We start from the raw sequence: 23,838 nt of genomic DNA, 5'->3' as shown, positions 1-23,838 counted from the left end.
TCCTTACTCGGTGAAGAAGGCGTCGTGGAAGACCGGCTCGCCCTGCGATGCCTCCAGCCAGACGTCTTGCAGGTTCTGGCTGGTGGCCACGGTGGAGGTCTGCGTGTACAGGCCCACGGCCACCGCCTCGTCGCTGAGCCGCTGCTGGGCCCGGGCGTAGAACGTGTTGGCCTCTTCGGTGCTGGCCGCCGAGTTCGCCTTCAGGATCAGGTCCTCGATCTCCGCGTTGTTGTAGAACGCCGTGTTCGCGTAGTTCGGGTTCTTGGCGGTGTTCTGCCGGAAGTTGATGTAGAGGATGCCGGCGGTGGGGCTCGTCCAGTAACCCAGCTGGGCATCGTAGCTGTCCGGCGTGGAATAGGCCCCGCCGAACAGGTCCGCCTGGGTGACCGGCACAAGGTTCACCTTGAAGCCGACCGGCTTGACCTGTTCTTGCAGGTTCTGCAGCGCGGTGGCGCCCTCGGTGGTGACGATCGAATTCAGGCCGAAGGCGATGTCGATCGCCAGCTCCTGCCCGTCCTTGGTGCGGACGCCGTCCGCGTTGCGTTCGGTCCAGCCGGCCTCGTCCAGCAGCGCGTTGGCCTTGGCCTGGTCGAACGGGTAGTCGTCGGCGATGTCCGCGTTGTAGCCCGGAGTGCTCTGGCTGACCGTGCCGTTGGGCTCGAACGGGACCACGCCCAGAAATGCCGAGTCCACCACGGCCTTGCGGTCCGCGCTGTAGGCGAAGGCCTGGCGGACCTTGGTGTCCGTGAACGGGCCCTCCACGGTATTCAGCGAGAGCGTGACCGGCCGGCCCGGCGTGATGTACTGCTGCACCTGGAACTGGGACTTGGCGGTTTCGAAGTCCACCGTGGGCACTTCGCCGATGGCGTCCGACTCGCCGCTGGCCAGCGAGCCGAAGCGCGAGGTGTTGTCCTGCACGAAGGACCAGACCACCGAATCCACGTAGGCCGGGCCCTGGTGTTTCGCGTTCTGCGGGGCGGAGTTGTAGTCCGGGTTCTGGTTGAACGTGACGGATTCGCCGCGCTTCCACTCGGCCACTGTGAACGGCCCGGAACCAATGGGAGCCTCGCAGTTCTGCTGTTCGGTCCGCTCTTCGAGGGCGGCGGCCGACTGGATGCCGAAGTAGCCCTGGCTCAGCGCGGAGAGCAGCGGCGAGTACGGCGCGGACAGCTTCACTTCCAGCGTGCTGGCGTCCACCGCTTTGCTGGACTCGTAGTACTCCTGGATGTAGGCCTGCACGGTGCCGTTGCCGCCGCTGGTCCAGTATTCGAAGTTGTCGCTCACGGCCTGCGCATCCACCGGCGTGCCGTCGGTGAATTTCACGCCCTCCTTGAGCTTGAAGGTCCAGGTCAGCTGGTCCTCGCTGACGCTCCATTCCTCGGCCAGCCAGGGCACGATGCTGCCGTCCTCGGTCTGCGACACCAGCGAATCCAGCACTTGCCGTGACAGGTAGGCCTGCTGAACCCAGCCGCCGTAGATGCAGGGCGGTTCCTGCAGGTGGGCGTAGCGGATGGTCCCGCCGTCCACTTTCTCCCCCGCCGCGGCGCCGGCCGCTCCGCCGGAGCCGCTGCCGCACGCCGTCAGTGCCAGCACGCCAAGGAGCGCGACGGCTGAGGCTGCCCTGCCGCCCGGCCCCTTGCCGCGTCGGTTGCCTCGTTCGCTGCTCAGGCTGGTGCGCAGGCTGGTCCGCAGCCGCGAACGGCTCGAGTCGGTGGTGGACGGCTGGTACGCCGGCTGGCGATTTGTCACAGTGCTGCTCCTTGGGACGGCCGATCTGGATCGGTCAGCTGGATGGGTGGAGACAGTCCAACCCACCCCCGGCACCCGGCCAAAGTTTGTTGCGGCAGCAGGCCTCCGCCGTCGTCATCCCGTCACCGCGGGACACAAAGGGGCAATGTTGCGTCACGCGGCGCCTTGGAAACCACGACGGCGACACACAACTTCCGCTGCCCCGGGGACGGACGCCAGCATCGAGGGCACAAGGAAACACACGAGGACAAGGACAGCCGTCATGCCCAAGCCACTGCATTTCAACGCGTTCGTCATGAACACCGCCAGCCACATCCACCACGGCCAGTGGCGCCGGCCCGATGCCGGCCAGACCGAGTTCAACGACGTGGACACCTGGATTGGCCTGGCGCAGACGCTGGAGGCCGCCAAGTTTGACGCGATGTTCTTTGCCGACGTTTCGGGACTCTACGGCGATCCGGAGGCCGACTTCGACGTTTACGCACGCGAGGGCCTGCAGATCCCGTCGAACGATCCTACGGTGCTGCTCGCGGCGCTTGCGGTGCACACCGAGCACATCGGGTTGGCGACAACGTCGAACGTCGTGCAGAACCACCCGTTCAATTTCGCCCGGCAGATGAGCACGCTGGACCACATCTCCCGCGGACGGATCGCTTGGAACATCGTCACCGGGATCAATGAGAACGCCTCGCGCAACTACGGCCTCCCGGCGCTGACGGACCACACCGAGCGCTACGCCTGGGCCGACGAGTACGTCAACATCGTGTACAAGCTCTGGGAAGGATCCTGGGACGAGGGCGCGCTGCTGAAGGACAAGGAGGGCGGCCGGTTCTCCGACCCGTCGAAGATCCATAAGATTTTCCACCAGAGCGCCCGTTACCGGGTGGAGGGCCCGCACCTGCCTGCGCCATCGCCACAGCGCACACCCGTGCTGTTCCAAGCTGGGTCGTCCACCTCCGGCCGCGAATTTGCCGCGCGTAACGCCGAGGCCGCGTTCATCATCGCGCCGACCCGGGATGTCGCACGCCAGATCGTCGAGGACACCCGGCGCCGGGCCGCCACCCATGGCCGGCTGCCGGAGGACATCAAGTTCTTCGCCGGGCTGTCCTTCATCATCGGCGAGACGGAGGCTGAGGCGAAGGCGAAGGAGGCAGAGTACGACCGTTACGTCTCCGTCGAGGGCTACCTCGCACACATGGCCATCCTGGACCGGACGGGCCGGGTCTACCCGCCGAAGACTCCGCTGTCGGAGGTAGACACGAACACGTCAAAGGGCTTCACCGAGTGGCTCTCCAAGGCCATCACCGACCGCGAGCCGCTGATCGAGGACCTGGCCTGGCTGCAGGCCCGCAACTCGCGCATTGTGGGTACGCCGGAGCAAATCGCCGACGAACTGGAGCGGTGGCGCGATGCCGGCGTAGACGGCATCAACGTGATCAGCTGGGTGATCCCCGGCTCCTTCGAGGAGTTCGGCGAGAAGGTCATGCCGGTGCTGCGCGAGCGCGGCCTGGCCCAGAGCGAGTACGCCGAGGGCCCGCTGCGGCAGAAGCTGTTCGGCGCTCCGCTGCTCAACGACCGCCACCCGGCAGCCAGCTACCGCGGCGCCTTTGCCAACGGCCCGGCCAGCTGGGAGGAAGCCGACGCCGCAGCCGAAGGCTCATCCGCGCCGGCCACGGTCTAAGGACGGACGCAGATCCGGCTCTCACGAAATGCAGCCGGATCTTCCAGCAAGAAAGTGTGCGGTGTGAAATCGACTTTCACACCGCACACCCTTATTCCTTCGGGGCCGCTCAAGTGGTCTCGGCGAGTACTTCCTTGATCCCGTCGACGAACTGGTCCAGGTCGCCGGGGTTGCGGGAGGTGATCAGCGTCCAGCCGTGTTCACGGTCGATCACCACGGGTTTGTCGTCCCATTGGCCGCCGGCGTTCGTGATGTCTGCCTTGAGCGAGCTGTACGAGGTCAGCGTCTTGCCTCTGGTGCGTTCGGTTTCCACCAACAGCCACGGGCCATGGCAGATGGCCGCGATCGGCCGGCCGGATGCGGAGAAGGACCGCACGATTCCCTGGGCATCCGGGTCCAGCCGCAGCGCGTCCGCATTCAGCGTGCCGCCGGGCAGCACCAGCAGGTCGTAGTCGCCCTCGGACACCTCGGGCAAGGGCTTGTCCACCGGGATTTTCTCGCCGCGTTCCCAGTCCCCCACCATTGTTTCCACCTGGCCGGCTTCGGGCGCCGCGATGAGGACATCCACTCCGGCTGCCCGGAGTTTTTCCACCGGAACCTTCAATTCGTCCTGCTCAACGCCGCGGTTGCTGACCGCAACCAGGACTTTTTTGCCTGTAATTTCGGGCATGGTTTTCCGTCCTTCCTTTGGGATCTTCGGACCCTTTCCACCTTGCCACCGCTGGGAAGCGAAGCCAAGGGCCCCCTCCACGGCTCGGCCCGCCAAGTGCCTTCGGCGCCGCGGGGCCTCTTGACGTGGCGAAACCGCGGGGATGCACTTGAAATCAGCGACCCGCCGCTTTCCCTGCGCCGGTTCAGTAAGGAGACGCCGTGAAGCTTCCACATCCCCGGGGTCCGGTCAGCGAGACCCTGCTGAACGCACTGCCACGCAACGATGCTGCGGATGCGCTGCCGCAACTGCTGGCCGCCGCTGGGGACGCCGTGGCCGCAACTGAAGATGTGCTGTACGACGACGATCTGCAGTTGGCGCTGTTCTGCCTGTACGAACTGCATTATGGCGGGTTCGACGGCGTGGACGACCGCTGGGAGTGGGATGTCCAGCTGCTGCAGGTCCGCGCCCTGATCGAGCAGCGGGTGGAGGCCACGCTGCGCGAATCCGTGGCCGTGTCCGCCCCGGAAAAGCCGACGCCGCAGGCCGTGGCGGACCGGCTCTTCGAGCTGGCGGCGGACGACGACGGGCCGAGTGTCTCCGCGTTCCTGGCCCGGGAAGCCACACCGGAGCAGGCCAAGGAATTCGTGATGCTGCGCTCGGTGTACCAACTCAAGGAGGCCGACCCGCATACCTGGGCCATCCCGCGGCTGCGCGGCCGGGCAAAGTCGGCGATGGTGGAAATCCAGGCGGATGAGTACGGCGGCGGCAAGCCCGGCCGGATCCACGCGGAGCTTTTCGCCAACACCATGCGGGGCCTGGGGCTCGATCCGTCCTTCGGAGCCTATGTGGACTGCATTCCGGCCATCACCCTCGCGTCGGTCAACACCATGTCCCTCTTCGGGCTGCAGCGCCGCCTGCGCGGAGCGATCTGCGGTCACCTGGCCATCTACGAAATGACCTCATCGATTCCCAACGGCAAGTACGCCCGCGGGTTCCGCCGGCTGGGATTCGGCGACGAAGTGACCGAATACTTCGACGAGCATGTCGAAGCCGATGCGGTACACGAACAGATTGCCGGGCGGGATCTGGCCGGCGGACTGATCGCCGGGGAACCGGCGCTGGCCGCGGACGTCTTCTTCGGCGCCGGCAGCGCGCTCTATCTGGACGGACTGGCGGGCGGTTGGCAGCTGGATGCGTGGACCGCCGGGCGCTCCGCGCTGCGGCAGCCACTCGATCCGGGCCGGGAGGTGGCGGTCGCCGTCGGTGCATCGGCGTGAGGATCGAGTACGTCCTGCCGCTGAAGTGGCAGGACAGTAGCGGCGACGCCGAACTGACCGCCTATTTCCAGTCGCTGCCGGAGTGGGCCGACCTGACGGTGGTGGACGGCTCGCCGGATCCGGTTTTCGCCCGGCATCACCGGCTCTGGCGGCAGCGTGCCCAGCATCTGCGCCCGGACGGGCCGGCCACTCCCAACGGGAAGGTGCAGGGCGTGCTCACCGGATTGCGGCACGCCCGGCATGAGTGGGTGGTTATTGCCGACGACGACGTCCGCTACACGCCGGAGTCTTTGGCCTCGGTGGCGGAATTGCTGGAGCACGCCGAACTGGTACGCCCGCAGAACTACTACGAGCCCCTGCCCTGGCACACCCGCTGGGACACGGCCCGGTCGCTGCTGAACCGGGCGTTCGCCTCCGACTACCCTGGCACGCTGGCGGTCCACCGCTCCGTGCTGCTGCAGACGCAGGGGTACCGCGGCGACGTCTTGTTCGAGAACCTGGAGCTGATCCGGACCGTCCAAGCGGCCGGCGGTCGCCAGATCAGGGCCGACGGCCTCTATGTCCGCCGGTTGCCTCCGACGCTGCGGCACTTCGTAGGCCAGCGGGTCCGGCAGGCCTACGATTCCCAGGCGCAGCCGGTCAGGCTGGCCGTTGAACTGCTGCTGCTGCCACTGATGCTGGTCTTGGTCCGCCGCCCCGCGGCCTGCAGCGCGCTGGCAGCTTCCGCCGTCGTACTGGCGGAAGCAGGACGGCGGCGCGCCGGCGGTACGCAGGTGTTCAATAGCTGGGCTGCGCTGTGGGCGCCGCTCTGGCTACTGGAGCGGGCGGTGGCCGCTTGGCTTGCACTGGCCTGGCGTTGCGCGGGAGGCGTGCCGTACTCCGGCCGGCGCCTGCGGACCGCGGCCAGCAGCCCGGCGGCGCTGCGGCGGCAACTGAGCCATCCCAACCGAGGAGAAGCAAAATGACGAGCAAGGAACCGACGGAGATCGTGGTCTGCCCCGACGGACCGCTGCTGGTGCGCGGCGACTTCGACCTGGTGGACGGCGACGGCGAGGCGGTAGCCCGGTCGCGTGAGACCGTAGCGCTGTGCCGCTGCGGCGGATCGGGCATCAAACCGTACTGCGACGGCACGCACAAGCTGCTGGCGGCCCGGCGCAAAGCGGCGCAGTAGTGCGCCGGCGGCACCGTGCCTCCGTGGCGCTGAGAGCTACCAATGCCTGAGGACTTCAACCGGGGACCCGTCAAAGAGCCATCGGTGCCGTTCCGCGGGACCGCTGACGAGCGCTTTGTGGGCGGGCGGGACCTGACCAGGTGGACCACGCCGCTAGGAAAGTTGCTGGCGCGGTGGATGGACCGGATCAGCAGCATCTTGGGCCCGCACGCGGCGCTGATCCTCACGCTGGCCGCCGGCGCTTTGGTCGCCGTGCTGCTCACGGTCGCATCGACGGAGATCTATGAGGCCGTGACCGAGGGCGACGGTGTTGCCGAATTGGACCGTCCGGCCCTCGATGCGGCCGAAAGCCTCAGGTCACCCTGGCTCAACACGGCGGTGACCGCGTTCACGAACATCGGCGGCCCCATCGGCATGCCTGTTATCGCGGTTCTGGTCTTGGTCATCCTGACGTTCCGGCGGCGGTCCTGGACACCGGCCATCTTGATGCTCACTGCTGCCGGGGGGTCCTTGTTGATGACGGTGGTGGCCAAGCAGTTCATTGGCCGGGCCCGCCCGGCGCTCGCCGATGCCGTGCCGCCGTTCGAATCGTCTGCGTCCTTTCCCAGCGGTCATTCCCTGAACGCGGTGGTCATCGCCGGCGTAGTGGCGTATCTGCTCATGCTCCGCCAGGCGAGAAAAAGATCCCGGTTCCTCACGGGCGGTGCCGCAGTGTTGTTTGCGCTGGCCATGGGGCTGAGCCGGGTCTACCTTGGCCATCATTGGTTCACTGACGTTCTGGTGGCCTGGACGCTCGGCGTAGCGTGGCTGGCTCTGGTCGTCACCGCCCACCGGCTGTACCTGACCGTCTGGTACCGCCGGGACGGGCCGGTAGGCACCCATCAGGGGTCTCCGCCCGCGGCACACTGACCAGAGCCCTGCCGCGTCACACGGGCGGCGGCTATATTGGCCACATCAGCCAGCCCGCACCGCAACGGATCAGGAGTGCATCCGCCATGGCCAAGGAACTCGCAGTACAGCTCATCGAACAGCTACAGGCGGCCGGGGTGCGCCGTATTTATGGCATCGTCGGGGACAGCTTGAATCCGATCGTCGACGCCGTGCGGCAGACCGGCGGTTCGGCGGCCGGCGGGATCGACTGGGTGCATGTCCGGCACGAGGAAGCCGCCGCGTTCGCTGCCGCCGCCGAGGCCCAACTGACCGGACAGCTGGCGGTCTGCGCCGGCTCCTGCGGACCGGGCAACCTGCACCTGATCAACGGCTTGTACGATGCCAACCGGTCGGATGCCCCGGTGCTGGCCATCGCCTCGCACATTCCCAGCAAGCAGATCGGCAGCACTTACTTTCAGGAAACGCACCCCGACCGGCTGTTCAACGAGTGCTCGGTCTACTCGGAAATGGTCAGCACGGCAGAACAGGCTCCGCGGGTGATGCACAGCGCCATCCAGCACGCCCTCGGACTGCGGGGCGTCGCCGTTGTCACGCTGCCCGGGGACATCGCCAGCCTCGACGCGGTGGCTCCGACTCCGAAGCCTGCCTTGTGCCGGCCGGGATCGCTGAGTCCGGATCCGGAGAGTGTCAGGATGCTGGCCGAGGCCATTAACGACGCCGGCAAGGTCGCCATTTTTGCCGGCGCCGGCGTGGCGGGCGCGCACGACGAAGTCATCGCCCTGGCCGAGTTGATCGGCGCCCCGATCGGCCACTCGTTGCGCGGCAAAGACTTCATCCAGTACGACAACCCCTTCGACATCGGGATGACCGGCCTGCTGGGCTACGGCGCGGCCGCCGAGGGCATCGAGGACGCCGACCTGCTGATCCTTCTCGGCACTGACTTCCCTTACGAGCAGTTCCTGCCGGATACGAAGACCGCCCAAGTGGACCGGGCCGCCGAGCATCTGGGCCGCCGGACAAACGTGGACATCGCCGTCCACGGCGACGTGCTGCCCACGCTGAACGCGCTGCTGCCCCTGGTCAAACACAAGCGCAGCCGCCGGTTCCTGGAAAAACTGCTGAAGAAGCACGACAAGCTGATGAACAAGGCCGTTGGCGCCTACACGCGCAAGGCGGAGGAGATGGTGCCGATCCATCCCGAGTACGCCGCTTCGGTGCTGGATCAGGTGGCGGCGCAGGACGCGGTGTTCACAGCCGACACCGGCATGTGCAACGTCTGGACCGCCCGCTACATCCGGCCCCTGGGGACGCGCCGGCTGATCGGGTCCTTCCTGCACGGCTCCATGGCCAATGCCCTGCCGCACGCCATCGGCGCTCAGTTCGCCTATCCCGGCCGGCAGGTCATCTCGGTCTCCGGCGACGGCGGGCTGTCAATGCTGCTGGGCGAGCTGATCACCGCGGCTTCCTACCGGTTGCCGGTGAACGTGGTGGTGTTCAACAACTCCACGCTGGGCATGGTCAAGCTGGAAATGCTCGTGGACGGGCTGCCGGACTTCGGCGTGGACGTGCCAGACGCCAATTACGCGGCCGTGGCCCAGGCCCTGGGTTTCCACGCGGTGCGTGTTACCGACCCCGCCGAGATCGAAACCGCTTTCCGCACCGCCTTTGCCCACGCCGGGCCGTCCTTGGTGGAGCTGATCACCGACCCGAAAGCGCTCTCGCTGCCGCCTAAGATCACCGGCGAACAGGTCTTCGGATTCGCGACGGCCATGTCCAAGGTGGTGCTGAACCGTGGCGCCGGCGAAGCGGTGAGCATGGCCCGCAGCAACCTGCGCAACATCCCGCGAGGTTGACCAGGCGGCTGACGGGCGGGGCCGGGCTGGCGGGTGACCGTCCCCGGCGCCGATCTGGCGGCCGGCCTCGGGCTGGGATACTGGAGACGTGGAGATCGAACTGGAATCAGTGCTGACGTGCCCGGACTGCGGGCATGCGACTAGTGCGCAGATGCCCACTGATGCCTGCCAGTTTTTCTGGTTCTGCCCGCACTGTAACTCCCGGATCCGACCGCTCAAGGGGGATTGCTGCGTGTATTGCTCTTACGGCACTACACGGTGCCCGCCGAAGCAGGCCGAAGGTTCCCAGGCAGCCCATTGTTAGGCCGCCGTTCGTGACCGTCCGGGGCTACCCCCGTCCCCGTCTCAGGAGCCTTGTGAGTACGACCGTTGCAGCACCGGATACCAGCCACGTGGCGGCCCGGATGTCCACCCTCGACCGTTTCCTGCCGGTGTGGATCATCGCAGCGATGGTCGCCGGCCTGCTGCTCGGCCGCTTCGTCCCCGGTATCGGACCGGCGCTCGATTCCGTCCAAATAGCCGACGTTTCGCTGCCCATCGCCGTCGGGCTGTTGGTGATGATGTATCCGGTGTTGGCCAAGGTCCGCTACGACGAAACCCGCCGGGTGGTCGGCGACAAGAAGCTGATGGTCACTTCGCTGGTGATCAACTGGCTGGCCGCACCCGCGTTGATGTTCGCGCTGGCGTGGATCTTCCTGCCGGACCTGCCTGAATACCGGACCGGCCTGATCATCGTGGGGCTGGCCCGCTGCATCGCCATGGTGATGATCTGGAACGATCTGGCCTGCGGTGACCGCGAGGCAGCGGCCGTGCTGGTGGCGATCAACTCCGTGTTCCAGGTCGTCGCCTTCGGCGCGCTGGGCTGGTTCTACCTGCAACTGCTGCCGTCCTGGCTGGGCCTGCCGACCAGCAGCGCCGAGTTCTCCTTCTGGGCGATCACGGTGTCCGTGCTGGTGTTTCTGGGCATTCCGTTGTTGGCCGGATTCTTGACCCGCACGCTGGGCGAAAGGGCCAAGGGGCGTCAGTGGTACGAAGGCAAGTTCCTGCCGAAGCTGGGTCCGTGGGCGCTGTACGGCCTGCTAATCACGATTGTGCTGTTGTTCGCGCTGCAGGGCGACGAAATCACTTCCCGCCCCCTGGACGTGGCCCGGATCGCGCTGCCGCTGCTGGTCTACTTTGTCTTGGTGTTCGGCGCCGGCATGGTGGTGGGCAAGCTGCTGAAATTGGGCTACGAACGCACCACCACGCTGGCCTTCACCGCGGCCGGCAACAACTTCGAACTGGCCATCGCGGTGGCGATCGGCACCTACGGGGTGACCTCCGGGCAGGCGCTGGCCGGCGTCGTCGGCCCTTTGATTGAAGTTCCGGTGCTGGTGGCCCTTGTCTACGTGGCGCTCTGGGCACGACGGCGGTTCTTCGCCTCGCCTGCCGAGGCGCCGCCTGCCGCTGTGTTCCGCTAACCCGACGTCCGGCCCGCGTCCCCCCGGCCACGTCTCCTTACCGGCCACGGTCGACATCCAGACTTCCTCCCCCAGGAGCATCCAGCACATGACCGCCGAAACCACCCAGAAGCCTTCCGTCCTGTTCGTCTGCGTGCACAACGCCGGCCGGTCGCAGATGGCCGCCGCCTACCTCAGCCATCTGGCCCAGGGCGCCATCGAAGTCCGCTCCGCCGGGTCGCAGCCGGCCGGGCAGGTGAACCCCGCCGCGGTCGAGGCGATGCGTGAGGAAGGTATCGACATTTCCGCCGAGCAGCCCAAGGCCCTCACCACCAAGGCAGTCAAGGACTCCGACGTGGTGGTGACCATGGGCTGCGGCGACGAGTGCCCGTATTTCCCCGGCAAGCGCTACGAGGACTGGGTGCTGGAGGACCCCGCAGGCAAGGGCGTGGAATCCGTCCGGCCGATTCGGGACGAAATCAAGGGCCGCATCCAGCAGCTGATTTCCGAGCTGCTGCCCGCCGCGCACCCGGACGCCGGCTGAGATCCGCTTCCTTGCTTCCGCGCCGACCCGAGCCCATGGCAGCCGGCAGCGTGGGCGATAGGCTGGAAGTCCCGAATTTAAGGAGAGGTCCATGAACTCCGTTGCCCCTACCCTGTTGACCAGCGCCGGCCTGATCGGCGGCTTCCAAACCGCCCGCGCCACCAAGAACCGGCCACTGGGCGGCGCTGTGCTGGCCGCGGCCGGTGCCGCCGCCTTCGCGCTGTGGAAGCGCAACGCCGGTGCGGGCCGGGCAGCGGCGCTCACCGCCGGATATTTGGCGGCGTTCGGGCTGTCCCACCCGCTGGCCAAGAAGCTCGGCGCCTGGCCGTCTGTCTATACAGTGACGGCTGCGACGGCGGTCGCGTCCCTGGTCTTCGGCCGCAAGCGCTGACCTTACCTACTCCTCCGGGCTATCCCAGACAAGCTGGCCGTCGTCGCTTCTGGCGCCGGCCGACGGCTCATGGATTGATTCCTTGCCGCCCGGCAGCAGATGCACGACGTCAATATTGTGCAGCACCACCAGCACATCAGCGATGAGCCGGCGATGGCACCGCCACCACACGCTCTCGCTGCACATGATCGCCACCTCTGTGGCCTCGGCATCGGCCAGCAGGCGTGCCAGGCCGCCGGCGAATTCTGGCGTCCGGGTATAGGCGGCGTAGGCGCGGAACGCAGCGACCCGCCACCAGCCGTCGGGCTCCGGCTCCCCCGCCGGTATCCGCCGCCGTCCGCCCAAGGCTTCTTCCCAGCGGTAGCCGACACCGGCGTCGCGAAGCCATCCGGCGAGCGCATCACTGCCCATCTCCGGGTGCTTGCGGCTGCCCGGGAAGCGACGGACGTCAACGACCTTCTGCACGCCGGCCCTGGTGAGCAGTGCGGTCAGTTCGTCGGACGTGCTGGTGCCGTGACCGAACGTGAACAGCCGGCGCGAAACGCCCTGATTCATCGGCAAACCGGCGCTACTTACGGACCGTTCCGCGCGTCTTGCGGTCCCGCAGGCGCAACTGGATGATCCGGGCCGCACCTGCGGCCGCCACCACAATCCCGCCCGCGACCGCAGCAATGAACAACGCAAGCCCCAGTCCGACCTGCCCCTCGAAGCCAAAGTAGCGCAATAGGACTTGGTCCTGGTTCTGGGCAATGAAAATGATCAGCAGCACCAGCAGAATCAGCGCGATAACAACCGCCGTCCAGATCATCCCCAGGCGGGTGTTGTGTTGGTTCGCCGGTTTTCCCTTCGGTCGGCCGCTGACCGGCCCGCCTGACCCGGGTTGAACTGCGTCGGACGCACCGCGGCCGAAACCGCCGGACGGCTCCGTGCCCGATCCGCTGGCTCCCCCGCCTTCAGACTCGACGCCGTCCGGTCCCGTGCCCTGCGGATTCGAAGTCATTACTGTCCCGCCTTTCGCCACTGCCGCCGTTTCCCACAGCGTAGACGAACAGCCCGTCGGGCAACACCGGACCCAAGCGGTAGTAGCCCCGTTTGCCGCTCCTTCTCAGGCTGGTTTTCGACCATTTATTCCGCGAGGTTGCTGCGCAGCAGTTTGAAAAAGCGCTTTTGGTACTCCGGCCATTCGTCGCTGGCCAGCACTAGTTCGATCCGCTGCCGGACCCACTCGCCGTCCCAGTAGCCCAGCTTGACCAGTTGCGGCAGCAGGAAGGACAACCGGCGATCCTCGGTGTTGGCCTCGTCGAACTGCATGGCGCTGGCGCCTTTGACTCCTGGCACGCGGAACAGCTCTTTCAGCGTCACGTCGACCAATCCGGGCCGTTCCCGCAGGAACTTTAGGAAGTTGATGCGCTGCGCCTGCGTCTCGCTCAGCAGGAGCAGCATTGCGCCGCGCTGGGCCGGCGCGGGAATCAGCCCGTCGCGGACCCAGTCAAACATCGCTTCAATACCTCGGTTGCGGTCCCAGCCTTTCGGGCTCCGTTCGTACCGTGCCGACCAGGCTTCAACGAACAGCTCCAGTTGGCCGGGAAACAGCACCGGCGGCGCATCGCGGGCCACCTTGCGGTCCGTGTAGGACAGGTCGGCCGAACGTTCCGCACCGATGCAGGCCATGTGGGCGATGTCCGCGGCGGCCCAGTGGTCCGCCGTCAACCCGCCCAGCCACCACCCGTCCGGAGAGCGTGCGCCGGTTGGCTCCGCCGACACCACCAAGTGGAGCCGGCGGACCAAGGACTTCTGCCGGCGCTTTTCGCCGTCGTCCATCGCTGCCGCGTAGGCGAGCGTCCCTGCCCGGTCGCCGGCCGCCAGCAGGTCGAACAGCCGATTGTCGGCCGCCGACGTCGGCAAAGAATCACTCATGCAGCAAATTTAGCCCGCCCGAAGGCCGGATCGCGTGAGCGGCGAAATCCAGTCCGCGGGCGATCTACACGTCCCGCGCGATCTGGCCCCTGCTCGCCAACCGCATAGGGTGGCAAGCATGGACTCCCCTATCCAGAGCTACCTGCGCACCCTGCACGCCGAGCTCGCCGGGCTCAAGGACGGCAAGCCCTACGCCGGCATTCCCGCGATGGCGGGGGTGGACCCTGACAGGTTCGCCATCTGTCTGGCCACGGTGGACGGCTACGTGTACGAGGTCGGCGACTCCGGCGAAGAGTTCACCATCCAGTCCATTTCCAAACCGTTCACCTACGGGCTCGCGCTGTCCGATCTGGGCCTGGAGGCCGTAGACCGGAAGGTGGACGTGGAGCCGTCGGGGAACGCGTTCAACGAGATCTCACTGGCTCCCGGTACCGGCCGCCCCGCCAACGCCATGATCAACGCCGGGGCGCTGACCGCCACCTCGCTGATCAAGGGCAGCGGCGGCAAGACCGGCTTCCGCCGCATCTTGGAGCACTATTCGGCCTTCGCCGGCCGGGAGCTCTCGGTCAGCGAGCGCACCTACCAGTCGGAGGCGCGGCACGGCTACCGCAACCGGGCGCTGGCCCACCTGCTCCGCTCCTTCGAGATCATCGAGCAGGAGCCGGACCCGGTGGCGGAGGACTACTTCCGCCAGTGCTCGGTGCTGGTCACCTGCCGCGATCTGTCCGTCATGGCCGCCACGCTGGCCAACGGCGGCACCAACCCGCTGACCGGCAAACAGGTGCTGGACCTGGAAGTGGAGGAACGAGTCCTCTCCGTCATGGCCACCTGCGGCATGTACGACGACGCCGGGGCATGGCTCTCGGACGTGGGCATGCCGGCCAAATCAGGGGTCGGCGGCGGCCTGCTCGCGGTGCTGCCGGGCCAGCTCGGCCTGGCCGTCTATTCACCGCCGCTGAACGATCACGGCAGCAGCGTCCGCGGCGTGGAGGCCAGCCGGCGGATCTCGCACGACATGGGGTTGCACTTTGTCCGGGCGGCCCGCACCGGCCGCAATGCCATTCGCGCCAGCTACGACATCGCCGACGCGCCGTCCGGCATCCGCCGCACCGACGCGGCCGCCGACGTGCTGCGGGACAACGCCCACCGCGCCCGGGTGATCGAGCTGAACGGGGACCTGCTGTTCGCCGGCACGGAATCCATGGTGCGCGAGGTCAGCGACCTGGACGAGTCGGTGGAACTGATCATTCTGGACATGCGCCGGGTCGATGAAACCGCCCCCGTCGCCCTGGACATGCTGGAGCAGCTCCGGAAGTCGTTGGCCCAAGACGGACGCGGTCTGGTGCTCATCGACGGCGAGGGCGCCCTGGCGCAGCGGTTCGAAGAGGACGGGCGGGCGGTGCCGTCGTTCGCCACCCGCACTTCGGCCGTCGAATTCGCGGAAAACCAGTTGATTGCCAGCTACGGGGACGAGCTCTGCCAGCCGGCCACCGTGGACGTCGCCGACTCGCCCGCGCTCAGCCCGCTCGCCGCCGGGGACGCCGCTGCCTTGGCCGCACTGATGGAAGAGCACAGCTACGACGACGGCGACGTCATCCGCCGCATCCGCCAGCGCTTCGGCGGTGTCTACTTCATCCTGTCCGGCAGTGTCGTCACCACGTCGCCCGGTCCAGAGAACAGCCGGGTCAAGCTCTCCACCCTCAGCGCCGGCATGACCTTCGGCGAAATGGCGCTGGGCAGCGCCGACCGACAGGAAACCACCGTGCGCGCCCACGGCACGGTACGGGCAAAACTCCTCCCGGCCGAGACGATCAGCCGATTGGAGAGCGAAAACCCGCGCCTCGCCGTCGAGCTGTGGAAGGCACTGACCCGCGACGCGTACGCCCATGTGGACCGCTACATGCGCGAAACCGCCGTGCGCATCCGCGACTGAAACTAGAACGGGTACTGCGCGTGCCCGCTTTGTTGGATGGTGATCCAGCGCTCCTCGGTAAACGAATTGATGCCGGCCTGGCCGCCAAACTTGCCGTAGCCCGACTCGTGGATGCCGCCGAACGGGGCCATCGGCTCGTCCTGCACGGGCTGGTCGTTGACGTGGCTGATTCCGGTCTTGAGCCGCTGCGCCACCTTGAGGCCTTCGGCCAGGTTCTCGGTGATCACCCCTGAGGTGAGTCCGTAATTCGTATCGTTGGCCAGCTTCACCGCCTCTTCCGGGCCGTCCACTTCCATCACCGTGGTGGCTGAACCGAAGATCTCCTCGTCGTAGACCCGCATCTCTTCCGTGATGCCGGAGAGGACTGTTGCCGGCACCACGGCTTGGCCCGCCTTCTCTCCGCCGGCCAGGACCTGTGCGCCCTTGGAGACGGCGTCGTCGATCAGTGCGTACTGCCGGTCCGCCGAGCTCTGGTTGACCTGCGGTCCAATGACGGTGGCCTGGTTCATCGGGTCGCCGGTGGGCAGCTTGGCCACCTTCTCCGCAAAGCGGCTGGAGAATTCCTCGACGATGCTGCGGTCCACGATCACCCGGTCGACGGACATGCAGATCTGCCCGGCGTTCATGAACGAGCCGAAAGCCGCAGCTTGGACGGCGTAGTCGATGTCTGCATCTTTCAGGACCACCAGCGAGTTCTTGCCGCCGAGCTCCAGCACCGCCGGCTTCAGGTTCTGCGCCGCCAGTGTGCCGATGATCCGGCCGACTTTAGTGGAACCGGTGAAGTTCACGTTCCGCACCCGCGGGTCGGCGATCAGGGTACCGACGACGTCGTTCGCGTCCGCGCGGTCGTTCGTGATCACGTTGAGCACTCCCGGCGGCAGGCCTGCGTCCAACAAGGCGTCCGCGAGGAACAGGCCGCAGGCCAGCGGTGCATCCTCGCTGGGCTTGAGCACCACAGTGTTGCCAACGGCCAGCGGGATGGCCATGGCGCGGATGCCAAGAATGAAGGGCGCGTTCCAGGGCGAGAGCGCCGCCACCACACCGTAGGGCTGGCGGACCGAGAGCGAGAACTTGCCCGGTAGGTCGGTGGCGAGCACATCGCCCCGCGGAGCGGTAGTGGCCGCCGCGGCAGAGCGCAGGATGTTGGCGGCAAGTTGGACGTTGAAACCGGCCCAGACCGCTACTCCCCCGACCTCGCCGGCCATCAATTCGATGCCCTGCTGCATCCGTTCCTCCAGCAGATCGGCAGCTTTCAAGAAGATCTTCGCCCGCTGGGTGGGCGCCGTGGCGGCCCAGGAGTCAAAGGCAGAGGACGCAGCCCCGACGGCGCGCGTGACATCCTCCGGACCGGCCGCGGCGACGGTGGCGTAAGTGGCACCCGTGTAGGGGCTGATGTCCTCGGCGGTCTTGCCGGAAACCGCCGGGACGTGCTCGCCGTTGATGATCAGATCGCGCGTGATGGGCATGGCGCTTCATTCCTCTCCGAAGTGGCTGGGCCACGCCGCCGGCCGCAAGCCGGAGCGCCGGTCGTTTCTCGCGGCCCGGTTAATCCGGAGCCTACTCCCGCCGTCGGGCTCCGACAATGGCAGTTGACTGCCCTGTGGAGCCGGCCCAAACGGCCCGATTTGGTGATGATGTTCACTCCAAAGGGCCGAAAATTGGCCCAAAAGCGTTTCGAATTCCGTCGGTCTGTTCCAAGGGATGTAGCAATCCGGTGCTTTCGATCCGGTGTAAAACGGCCCTTGGAACGCCAAAGTTTTCGGGCTTTCAGGTTATCCACAGGTAAATTTCAGGTCTTGGACAGTTATCGAACCGTTATGTAGTGTGATCATCACGTCGGCGATCATGCGCCGTCGTCCTCGGAAGGTATTGCTGAGCTCTGCCAACCTTCCCGAGTTTGTTCGCTAGACATCTGGCAGAGGCGGGGGACCCACTTTTCCGGGCCCCTCTTGGGGCCCTTGGGGTTAAGTCGCGTGGAGTGCATGCCGCACTGCCGCACGACCGGGTGACTCCCATCCGAATCCGACAGCTCACCTCGTAAGCATTGGGAGAGGTCTACTTCTTGCTGCTCAAAAACAACCGTGCCCGCCACCGCGCCACCCCCGTCCGCAACACCACCGTGGCCGGCCTGTCCAACGCTGTTTCGACCCACGCCGGCACCGTCGGCCGCAGCGCCGCCGTTGTCACGGCCGCCGGTGGCCTGATGCTGGGCGTCGGCATGCCGGCCAACGCCGCCGCCGATGTCACCGTCCCGACTTACGGTGCAGCCGATGTGGCGGACACCGTTGCCGCCCCGGCCACTGCCGCCGCCGAGGTGGAGCAGGCTTCCGTTACCACCGAAGCTGCTTCCGACGCCGCCACCCACACCGTGGTTTCCGGCGACACCGTAGGCACGATCGCCGCCCAGTACGGAAAGAACGTGCAGGATGTGCTGGCCGCCAACGGTCTGGACACTTTCACCATCATCTACCCGGGCGACGAGATCGCGCTGACCGGTTCCGCTCAGGGCACCCAGTCCGGCGGCCAGGTTGCGCAGGGCTCCGGCGCTGGCGTTGCTGCCGCGGCGACGCAGGCTGCACCGGCAGACACCGCCACCGTCTCGCTGGCCAGCACCAACATCAAGCCCGCTTCCACCGCCGGCAACCAGAGCATCGTGGACATCGCCATGCAGGGTGTGGGAACGCCCTACGTCTGGGGCGGCACTTCCACTTCCGGTTGGGACTGCTCCGGCTTCACCCAGTGGGTTTACGCCCAGGTGGGCGTCGACCTGCCCCGCACCAGCCAGACTCAGGGCAGCGCCCTGACGCCCACCAGCAGCCCGAAGGCCGGCGACCTGGTAGTGCAGAACGGCGGCGCCCACATCGGAATCTACTTGGGCGGCGGCAAGATGATCAGCGCGCTCAACCCGAGCCAGGGCACCTTGGTTCACGACGTGAGCGCCATGCCGGTCACCGGCTACTACACCATGTAGTCACCACAGTCTCCTGGCCCGGCTATTCCCCCAACGGCCGGGCCAGGATCACAGGGAGCCCCGTCGGCCATGCGCCGGCGGGGCCTCTCCCCTTTTAAGGGAGGCGATTCCTGCAGGAATGCCGCCGCGTTTGGCGCTTTCTCGCGGTACGAGTCCCTCCTCCTCAATCTGCGGCAGCAGCCTCTCAAACAGGGGATGCTGCTCCTCTTTAAGGATGCCGCCGCCACCTCCTCTTTAAAAGCCGCCACCTCCTCCTTAAAAGGGGGAGGTTTTTCCTCACTTAAAGGAGCCCACGGCACGTTTCCGCCCATACTCACTGGGAGGCATCAGAGCCCGTCCGCCTACCTCCCCGCGCGACTCCCAGGCGAGGTGGCCCCGGCGGCGAGCACCGCCGTCGTTATTTGGCAGGGCTTGAGGGGCAGCGGGAATAGGCGCTGATGGCCGAGGGTTAGACTACTATTCCGCCGTTTTGGGGGGCGTTTCTGGCCCTACCGGCCGACCACAACAGCACGTACTCCACCCGAGGATTCTCCCGTGAGCAATGAACCGTTGACGAATAGTGCCTCGGCGCAGCCCAGACCGGCCCAGGACGGGGGTCTGACGGCTGATGAGTCGCGCCGCAACCGCCGGGTGATCGGCATCCTGCTGGTTTCCGCGTTTGTGGTGATCCTGAACGAGACGATCATGTCCGTGGCCCTGACCGACCTGATGGAAGACCTGCACATCAGCGCCCGAGCAGCCCAGTGGCTGACCACCGCGTTCATGCTGACCATGGCGGTGGTCATCCCGGTGACCGGCTTCCTCTTGCAGCGTTTCACCACGCGGCAGGTTTTCACCGCCGCCATGCTGCTGTTCTCGTCGGGCACGCTGCTGGCCGGGCTGGCTCCGGGATTCGAGGTGCTGCTGGTGGCCCGCGTGGTGCAGGCCTCGGGCACCGCGATTATGATGCCGCTGCTGATGACCACGCTGATGAACCTGGTGCCGGCAGAGGACCGCGGGAAGACCATGGGCAACGTCTCGATTGTCATTTCGGTGGCGCCGGCGATCGGCCCGACCATCTCCGGCATCATCCTCAACGCGCTGTCCTGGCGCTGGATGTTCTGGTTGGTGCTGCCGATCGCGCTGGCCATGCTGTTGGTCGGCAACCGGCGGATCCAGAACGTCAGCGAGCCCCGGCAGGTGCCCTTGGATGTGCCGTCAGTGGTGCTGTCCGCCATTGGCTTCGGCGGGCTGATTTACGGCCTCAGCCAGGTGGGTTCCGGCCACGGAACAACGACGGCGGAGCCCACCTCGAGTGCCGCGATGTGGATTGCTTTTGCGGCCGGCGGGGTGGGGTTGCTGGTGTTCCTGCTGCGCCAGGTTCGGCTGCAGCGTGCGGATAAGGCGCTGCTGGATCTGCGGCCCTTCCGCGCAGTCAATTTCTCCATGTCCGTAGGCCTGATGGCCGTGAGCATGGCGGCGCTGTTCGGCACCATCATTCTGCTCCCTATATATATGCAGCAGGTTCTGGGGCTGGAACCGCTGCAGATTGGCCTGATGCTGCTGCCCGGCGGCCTGCTGATGGGCCTGCTGGCGCCCATTGTGGGCCGGCTGTACGACAGATTCGGGCCAACGGTGCTGTTGGTGCCGGGAACAGCGGTGGTCAGTGCCGTGCTCTGGTACCTGTCCACGGTCAGCGAGAATACTGCTCCGCTGACACTGCTGGCCGCGCACATAGTGCTCAGTCTGGGCCTGGCGCTGCTATTCACTCCCCTGTTCACCGCGGGACTGGGTTCGGTGCGGCGGCAGCTGTATTCACACGGAAGTGCGATTATCGGCACCGTTCAGCAGGTGGCCGGCGCTGCGGGGACCGCCATGTTCATCACCGTAATGTCCATGCAGACAGCTGCGCTGACGGCTGGCGGCGCAGAAACGTCCACGGCGGTGGCCGGAGGCGTGCGGGCAGCCTTCCTGGTGGGGGCAATCATCTCCGTGGTGGCCGTGGCGGCCGCGTTCTTCGTCCGGAAACCGGTGGAAGAAGAAACCGCCGAGGCTGCCCGGGACGGTGCACGAGCAGCGCACTGAGCCTGCTCGAGGTGCGGCCACGGTGCGGTGGCGCGTCTGCCAAGCGCTGGTCACTGAGCAGCAGCGTGTCGCCCTTGGTCACTGAGCAGCAGCGCGTGCCTACCCTTGGTCACTGAGGCGCTCGGCCTCCAGCCTGCTTGAGCTGTGTCCGCCGCACCGCGAGGCACCTTCCTGCCAACCCCACCTCCACAGGCACCATTCACGGGCGCCTCTTCCACATCCACATTTCCACCTCTCCTACAAGTTTCGAACCCTCCATAGGCTGGATTTATGGCGATCGAGGTGCTGGATGCGGCTCCGGGAGCAGGGCAGGATGATTCCGCTCTGCTGGCCCGGCTGCGCGCCGAAGTCGCCGGTTTCAACGACCGACTTCGTGCAGGCGGGCTGACCCGCAGCACCAAAAGGGTGGCCCGCACGGCAGCGCAAGTGGAAGAGCTGGCCAATACCGTTGCCCAGACGCAACTGATCCTGGCCCGGATTATCAAAGAGCAGAACATCGCGGCCGTGGGCGAAACGGATAAGCCGCACGATCCTGACAACCCGGACCGGCCGAAGCGCGGCGCCTTCACATCGAATGAGGATTTTCTGCGGGCGAAGCTGGGCATTGCCCGGCAGGAGGCCGTGCGCCGGTTCCAGCTGGCCGAGGCCACGGAGCCGCGGCCGGTTCCCAACGGCACACCGACCGCCCCGCCCCGGCTTCCGGTGCTCGCCCGCGCTTTGGACGAAGGGCAGGTGTCCGGCCAAGCCGCAAACCTGATCCGGCGGGCCGTCGACGGGCTACGCCGGATCGCTGAACCGGAGCAGTTGCGCAAGATGGAAGAGGCACTCGTGAAGCACGCCGCCGATTACGACGCCGATTCGCTGCGGGACCTGATCCGGCAGTGGGAAGGTGGCCTGAATCCCGGTGGCGCCGATCCGACCGCGGCGGAGCTGAAGGCTCGCCAGGGCTTGTTCTACCGCGGCCGCCGCAACGGCCTGCATTGCTACGAAATCAACGCCACCGATGAGCAGAACGAGGTCCTGGCGACCGTGTACAACACGGCCACCAACCCGCGTTTGCGGGAAGGCACCGCCACCGCCGGCACGGTCGGGTTTGACGGCACCGGTACGCCCCTTGCCGCCCCCGGCACCGGGGATGTTGCCTCCGGCGAAGGCACCGCCGCGTCCCTGCCAGGGGGCTTCGAACCGGACGCCAGAACCGCAGCCGGCGCGCGCCGACCAGCCGATGCTGACCCTGCCGCCGCATCAGGTCATGAGCTGGACGGGCGGACCCGTCAGCAAAAGCAGCTCGACGGATTGATCGGTGCGTGCAAGGTCGCTCTGACCACGGACCTGCTGCCCGCAGCCGGCGGACTCCGGCCTCAGCTGCTGGTCACTATTGACTACAAGGACCTGGCCTCCGATCTCGGCCGCCCGGGATCCAGCACTTTCTCCGGACCGCTCAGCGCCAAGACCATCCGCCGGATAGCCTGCGATGCGGACATCATCCCGGTAGTCTTCGCCGGCATGGGCGTGATCCTCGACGTCGGCCAATCGCAGCGGCTGTTTCCGAAGTACATGCGGCTGGCGATCATCGCCCGGGACGGAGGCTGTGCCTTCCCCGGCTGCACCGCACCGTCGCCTTGGACCGAGGTGCACCACATCCGGTGGTTCGAAAAGGGCGGCCCCACATGCACCGACAACGGCGTTCTGCTATGTGGGCACCATCACCACCTCATCCATGAAGGAGACTGGCGGGTTGAAGTCATCAGCGGTGTCGCCTGGTTCTTCCCACCGCCCGATATGGATCCGGCACAAAAACCACTACGCAACCACATCTGGCTGAAGAACGCCCAACTGCCCGAACGCCAGCCGAAACCGGCAACTGTAGGACAGGGGTCCGGACTATCCGACGACCCACCCCGTCCAGACTTGGTTGGTTCTGACGCTGATGTTCGAGGCACGAACGCCCTCCATACGGGCGTTCTGGGGGCCGCTGGGCAAGAAGAACTTGATCTTGGCTGGGCCTCCGGCTCAGAGGCCCACAGCCCTGGCAGACATTCGAGCCCGGTCCGCGGGTGGTCAGATCAGCCAGCAGCGCCGCCATTCTGAGGGCGCTGGGCCTCTACGCACCCGGGCGCCGGCAGGTCCTTCCGCCATCCGCAGATGAAATGGTGCGGGAGACGGAACTCTAGCCAGCGCTGTAGTTATCGCATGCCTCTTGCATGGAGGCGACGGTTTCGGCCGGGATCTGGTCGCCGGATTCGGCGATCTGCGACATCGGGCCGGTGATCTCCGCCGGAACGCCGGCAGCGTCTGCGGCCGTGACCAGTCCGCCGAGTAGCTTCTGGTCTTCTGCACCGATGTTGCCGTCCCGGATCGGAGCGCATGCCTGCTTGACGGCTTCGCCGACGGCTGCGTTAGTCAGATCAGACGCGGCTTGGCTGACGGCTTCGGAAGCAGCGTTTGCGGCTTGGTCGGCGGCGTCGGAGGCGGCCTGTTCGATCTGTCCACAGCCGGTGGCGACCAGGGCCACGAGCGGGAGCATCAGCAGGGCAGAGTATCGGCGAATCACCCCGCAACTTTACTATGCGGCCCTCTCTTTCCCTCATTCGGGGGATGCTGCTCGCCCGGCAGCGGGATCCGCGGCCGAGCACCGGTGAGAAGACTGGGATCATGACCACTACAGAAGTGCAACACAGTCCCCCAACCGCAAGCGTCCAGTTCATAGAACGGGCACCGTTAGTCACGGCCTTGGCTGCCGGCCTATACGCGATTGCCTCGTTTTTCTTCCTGCTGACGTACGGTTCCCTGCCTCTGGTTCCCGCCGAGGCGCTATCCCACGAGCTGAACGGACCGCTGGGCGCCGTCCTCAACTACGTCCTCCCGTCCCTGGCGATGCTGGGTTCCTTACTAGGATTTGCCATCCACTACCGGCTGCATCCGGCCCGGGTCCTGGCAGTCGGCTCCACGGTCTTTGCTTCAGTTTGTGGCGCTGTCGTGCTGCTGGCGGTCGTCGATAGCAATATCTTGGCGACTCTTGGCTATCTGCCGTTCCTCACGGTCAAGTCCTTAACCGACCCTGAATTCATACAAACAGCGCTCGACCTACCGTGGCCAATTGTTGGCCATCAGTTGGTTTGCATCATTGGCGTGACGCTGTGGATTCTGACCGCAGCCGTGGCCGTCCGCAGAAGTTCGGGCGCCTGCGTCGCGTGTGGGCGCCGTTCCTCTGTTGCAGCCGCCAGGCGGTGGGGAACGCCGGTGACCATCGCCGCAGCCATGATTCCAGGAGTCTAAGCGGTCACGCGCTTTGCTTGGGCCGC

At 66.5% G+C, this 23,838-nt stretch carries 22 protein-coding genes and 1 riboswitch; of the genes, 15 read left to right on the top strand and 7 right to left on the bottom strand.

Going from position 1 to position 23,838, the window contains the following annotated elements; genetic code table 11:
- Positions 1-3: 3 nt before the first annotated feature.
- Entirely contained in the window at positions 4-1,749 is a 1,746-nt protein-coding gene (locus ACWF5H_RS09035) for an ABC transporter substrate-binding protein (protein ID WP_452036303.1), read from the bottom strand.
- A gap of 262 nt (positions 1,750-2,011) precedes the next feature.
- On the opposite strand from ACWF5H_RS09035, the gene ACWF5H_RS09030 reads away from it, so the two are divergent.
- Positions 2,012-3,430: an NtaA/DmoA family FMN-dependent monooxygenase gene (locus tag ACWF5H_RS09030; protein WP_452036302.1), complete on the top strand. Its 1,419-nt coding sequence runs from the start codon at positions 2,012-2,014 to the stop codon at positions 3,428-3,430.
- 109 nt (positions 3,431-3,539) lie between these two features.
- On the opposite strand, the gene ACWF5H_RS09025 is transcribed toward ACWF5H_RS09030, so the two are convergent.
- Entirely contained in the window at positions 3,540-4,100 is a 561-nt protein-coding gene (locus tag ACWF5H_RS09025) for a type 1 glutamine amidotransferase domain-containing protein (RefSeq protein ID WP_452036301.1), read from the bottom strand.
- A 200-nt stretch (positions 4,101-4,300) separates the two neighbouring features.
- Between ACWF5H_RS09025 and ACWF5H_RS09020 the strand changes: the two genes are divergently transcribed.
- The 9 genes from ACWF5H_RS09020 (at position 4,301) to ACWF5H_RS08980 (ending at position 11,648) form a co-directional block, all read left to right on the top strand.
- Positions 4,301-5,359 (top strand): iron-containing redox enzyme family protein, encoded by a 1,059-nt coding sequence (locus tag ACWF5H_RS09020; protein WP_452036300.1) that lies wholly within the window; start codon positions 4,301-4,303, stop codon positions 5,357-5,359.
- Positions 5,356-6,324 (top strand): glycosyltransferase, encoded by a 969-nt coding sequence (locus tag ACWF5H_RS09015; protein ID WP_452036298.1) that lies wholly within the window; start codon positions 5,356-5,358, stop codon positions 6,322-6,324. The genes ACWF5H_RS09020 and ACWF5H_RS09015 overlap by 4 nt, the downstream gene beginning before the upstream one ends.
- Positions 6,321-6,530: a CDGSH iron-sulfur domain-containing protein gene (locus ACWF5H_RS09010; RefSeq protein ID WP_364646149.1), complete on the top strand. Its 210-nt coding sequence runs from the start codon at positions 6,321-6,323 to the stop codon at positions 6,528-6,530. Before ACWF5H_RS09015 ends, ACWF5H_RS09010 begins: the two co-directional genes overlap by 4 nt.
- A gap of 42 nt (positions 6,531-6,572) precedes the next feature.
- Complete coding sequence (locus ACWF5H_RS09005; protein ID WP_452036297.1) at positions 6,573-7,439, top strand: phosphatase PAP2 family protein; 867 nt, start codon at positions 6,573-6,575, stop codon at positions 7,437-7,439.
- A gap of 86 nt (positions 7,440-7,525) precedes the next feature.
- Entirely contained in the window at positions 7,526-9,274 is a 1,749-nt protein-coding gene (locus ACWF5H_RS09000) for a pyruvate dehydrogenase (protein ID WP_452036296.1), read from the top strand.
- Positions 9,275-9,362: 88 nt separating this feature from the next.
- Entirely contained in the window at positions 9,363-9,578 is a 216-nt protein-coding gene (locus ACWF5H_RS08995) for a GDCCVxC domain-containing (seleno)protein (RefSeq protein ID WP_452036295.1), read from the top strand.
- Positions 9,579-9,678: 100 nt separating this feature from the next.
- Positions 9,679-10,734: an ACR3 family arsenite efflux transporter gene (gene arsB / locus ACWF5H_RS08990; protein ID WP_452036719.1), complete on the top strand. Its 1,056-nt coding sequence runs from the start codon at positions 9,679-9,681 to the stop codon at positions 10,732-10,734.
- Between the two features lie 88 nt (positions 10,735-10,822).
- Complete coding sequence (locus tag ACWF5H_RS08985) at positions 10,823-11,257, top strand: arsenate reductase ArsC (RefSeq protein ID WP_452036293.1); 435 nt, start codon at positions 10,823-10,825, stop codon at positions 11,255-11,257.
- Positions 11,258-11,348: 91 nt separating this feature from the next.
- Positions 11,349-11,648: a hypothetical protein gene (locus tag ACWF5H_RS08980; protein ID WP_452036292.1), complete on the top strand. Its 300-nt coding sequence runs from the start codon at positions 11,349-11,351 to the stop codon at positions 11,646-11,648.
- A 6-nt stretch (positions 11,649-11,654) separates the two neighbouring features.
- Here ACWF5H_RS08980 and ACWF5H_RS08975 read toward each other — a convergent pair whose 3' ends face one another.
- The 3 genes from ACWF5H_RS08975 to ACWF5H_RS08965 form a co-directional block, all read right to left on the bottom strand.
- Positions 11,655-12,203, bottom strand: a complete 549-nt coding sequence (locus ACWF5H_RS08975) for a DUF488 domain-containing protein (RefSeq protein WP_452036718.1) — start codon at positions 12,201-12,203, stop codon at positions 11,655-11,657.
- 13 nt (positions 12,204-12,216) lie between these two features.
- Positions 12,217-12,648, bottom strand: a complete 432-nt coding sequence (locus ACWF5H_RS08970; RefSeq protein WP_452036291.1) for a lipopolysaccharide assembly protein LapA domain-containing protein — start codon at positions 12,646-12,648, stop codon at positions 12,217-12,219.
- 125 nt (positions 12,649-12,773) lie between these two features.
- Positions 12,774-13,565, bottom strand: coding sequence for a hypothetical protein (locus ACWF5H_RS08965; protein WP_452036290.1), 792 nt, complete (start codon positions 13,563-13,565; stop codon positions 12,774-12,776).
- Between the two features lie 118 nt (positions 13,566-13,683).
- Between ACWF5H_RS08965 and glsA the strand changes: the two genes are divergently transcribed.
- Positions 13,684-15,498 carry a glutaminase A gene (gene glsA / locus ACWF5H_RS08960; RefSeq protein ID WP_452036288.1) on the top strand — a complete coding sequence of 605 codons (1,815 nt, stop codon included), beginning with the start codon at positions 13,684-13,686 and terminating at the stop codon, positions 15,496-15,498.
- 2 nt (positions 15,499-15,500) lie between these two features.
- On the opposite strand, the gene ACWF5H_RS08955 is transcribed toward glsA, so the two are convergent.
- The gene (locus ACWF5H_RS08955; RefSeq protein ID WP_452036286.1) at positions 15,501-16,964 is read right to left on the bottom strand and encodes an aldehyde dehydrogenase family protein; all 1,464 of its coding nucleotides are present in this window, start codon (positions 16,962-16,964) and stop codon (positions 15,501-15,503) included.
- A 426-nt stretch (positions 16,965-17,390) separates the two neighbouring features.
- Positions 17,391-17,556, top strand: a riboswitch (cyclic di-AMP (ydaO/yuaA leader).
- A 4-nt stretch (positions 17,557-17,560) separates the two neighbouring features.
- Between ACWF5H_RS08955 and ACWF5H_RS08950 the strand changes: the two genes are divergently transcribed.
- From ACWF5H_RS08950 to ACWF5H_RS08940, 3 genes are all read left to right on the top strand, one after another.
- A complete protein-coding gene (locus tag ACWF5H_RS08950) occupies positions 17,561-18,469 on the top strand; it encodes an NlpC/P60 family protein (RefSeq protein WP_452036284.1) in 909 nt (302 codons plus the stop codon).
- 534 nt (positions 18,470-19,003) lie between these two features.
- Positions 19,004-20,533, top strand: a complete 1,530-nt coding sequence (locus ACWF5H_RS08945; RefSeq protein WP_452036282.1) for an MDR family MFS transporter — start codon at positions 19,004-19,006, stop codon at positions 20,531-20,533.
- A gap of 270 nt (positions 20,534-20,803) precedes the next feature.
- A complete protein-coding gene (locus ACWF5H_RS08940) occupies positions 20,804-22,624 on the top strand; it encodes a DUF222 domain-containing protein (protein WP_452036280.1) in 1,821 nt (606 codons plus the stop codon).
- 79 nt (positions 22,625-22,703) lie between these two features.
- Here the strand turns inward: ACWF5H_RS08940 and ACWF5H_RS08935 are convergent, their stop codons facing one another.
- Positions 22,704-23,087 carry a hypothetical protein gene (locus ACWF5H_RS08935; protein ID WP_452036278.1) on the bottom strand — a complete coding sequence of 128 codons (384 nt, stop codon included), beginning with the start codon at positions 23,085-23,087 and terminating at the stop codon, positions 22,704-22,706.
- 101 nt (positions 23,088-23,188) lie between these two features.
- Here ACWF5H_RS08935 and ACWF5H_RS08930 point away from each other — a divergent pair, with 101 nt between their 5' ends.
- On the top strand, positions 23,189-23,812 hold the full coding sequence (locus tag ACWF5H_RS08930) for a hypothetical protein (RefSeq protein ID WP_452036277.1): 624 nt from the start codon (positions 23,189-23,191) through the stop codon (positions 23,810-23,812).
- The last annotated feature ends 26 nt before the right edge of the window (positions 23,813-23,838 follow it).

The sequence above is a fragment of the Arthrobacter sp. NPDC055138 genome, assembly GCF_053607305.1.
This window is presented reverse-complemented; position numbering and strand designations above follow the sequence as displayed.

Bases quoted from the DNA above. Each gene is read 5' to 3' on its own strand.
- ACWF5H_RS08955 (WP_452036286.1), bottom strand. From the start codon at position 16,964: ATGCCCATCACGCGCGATCTGATCATCAACGGCGAGCACGTCCCGGCG.
- ACWF5H_RS08985 (WP_452036293.1), top strand. From the start codon at position 10,823: ATGACCGCCGAAACCACCCAGAAGCCTTCCGTCCTGTTCGTCTGCGTG.
- ACWF5H_RS09000 (WP_452036296.1), top strand. From the start codon at position 7,526: ATGGCCAAGGAACTCGCAGTACAGCTCATCGAACAGCTACAGGCGGCC.
- ACWF5H_RS08975 (WP_452036718.1), bottom strand. From the start codon at position 12,203: ATGAATCAGGGCGTTTCGCGCCGGCTGTTCACGTTCGGTCACGGCACC.
- ACWF5H_RS08930 (WP_452036277.1), top strand. From the start codon at position 23,189: ATGACCACTACAGAAGTGCAACACAGTCCCCCAACCGCAAGCGTCCAG.
- ACWF5H_RS09005 (WP_452036297.1), top strand. From the start codon at position 6,573: ATGCCTGAGGACTTCAACCGGGGACCCGTCAAAGAGCCATCGGTGCCG.
- ACWF5H_RS08965 (WP_452036290.1), bottom strand. From the start codon at position 13,565: ATGAGTGATTCTTTGCCGACGTCGGCGGCCGACAATCGGCTGTTCGAC.
- ACWF5H_RS09010 (WP_364646149.1), top strand. From the start codon at position 6,321: ATGACGAGCAAGGAACCGACGGAGATCGTGGTCTGCCCCGACGGACCG.
- ACWF5H_RS08940 (WP_452036280.1), top strand. From the start codon at position 20,804: ATGGCGATCGAGGTGCTGGATGCGGCTCCGGGAGCAGGGCAGGATGAT.
- glsA (WP_452036288.1), top strand. From the start codon at position 13,684: ATGGACTCCCCTATCCAGAGCTACCTGCGCACCCTGCACGCCGAGCTC.
- ACWF5H_RS08970 (WP_452036291.1), bottom strand. From the start codon at position 12,648: ATGACTTCGAATCCGCAGGGCACGGGACCGGACGGCGTCGAGTCTGAA.
- ACWF5H_RS09025 (WP_452036301.1), bottom strand. From the start codon at position 4,100: ATGCCCGAAATTACAGGCAAAAAAGTCCTGGTTGCGGTCAGCAACCGC.
- ACWF5H_RS09030 (WP_452036302.1), top strand. From the start codon at position 2,012: ATGCCCAAGCCACTGCATTTCAACGCGTTCGTCATGAACACCGCCAGC.
- arsB (WP_452036719.1), top strand. From the start codon at position 9,679: ATGTCCACCCTCGACCGTTTCCTGCCGGTGTGGATCATCGCAGCGATG.
- ACWF5H_RS08980 (WP_452036292.1), top strand. From the start codon at position 11,349: ATGAACTCCGTTGCCCCTACCCTGTTGACCAGCGCCGGCCTGATCGGC.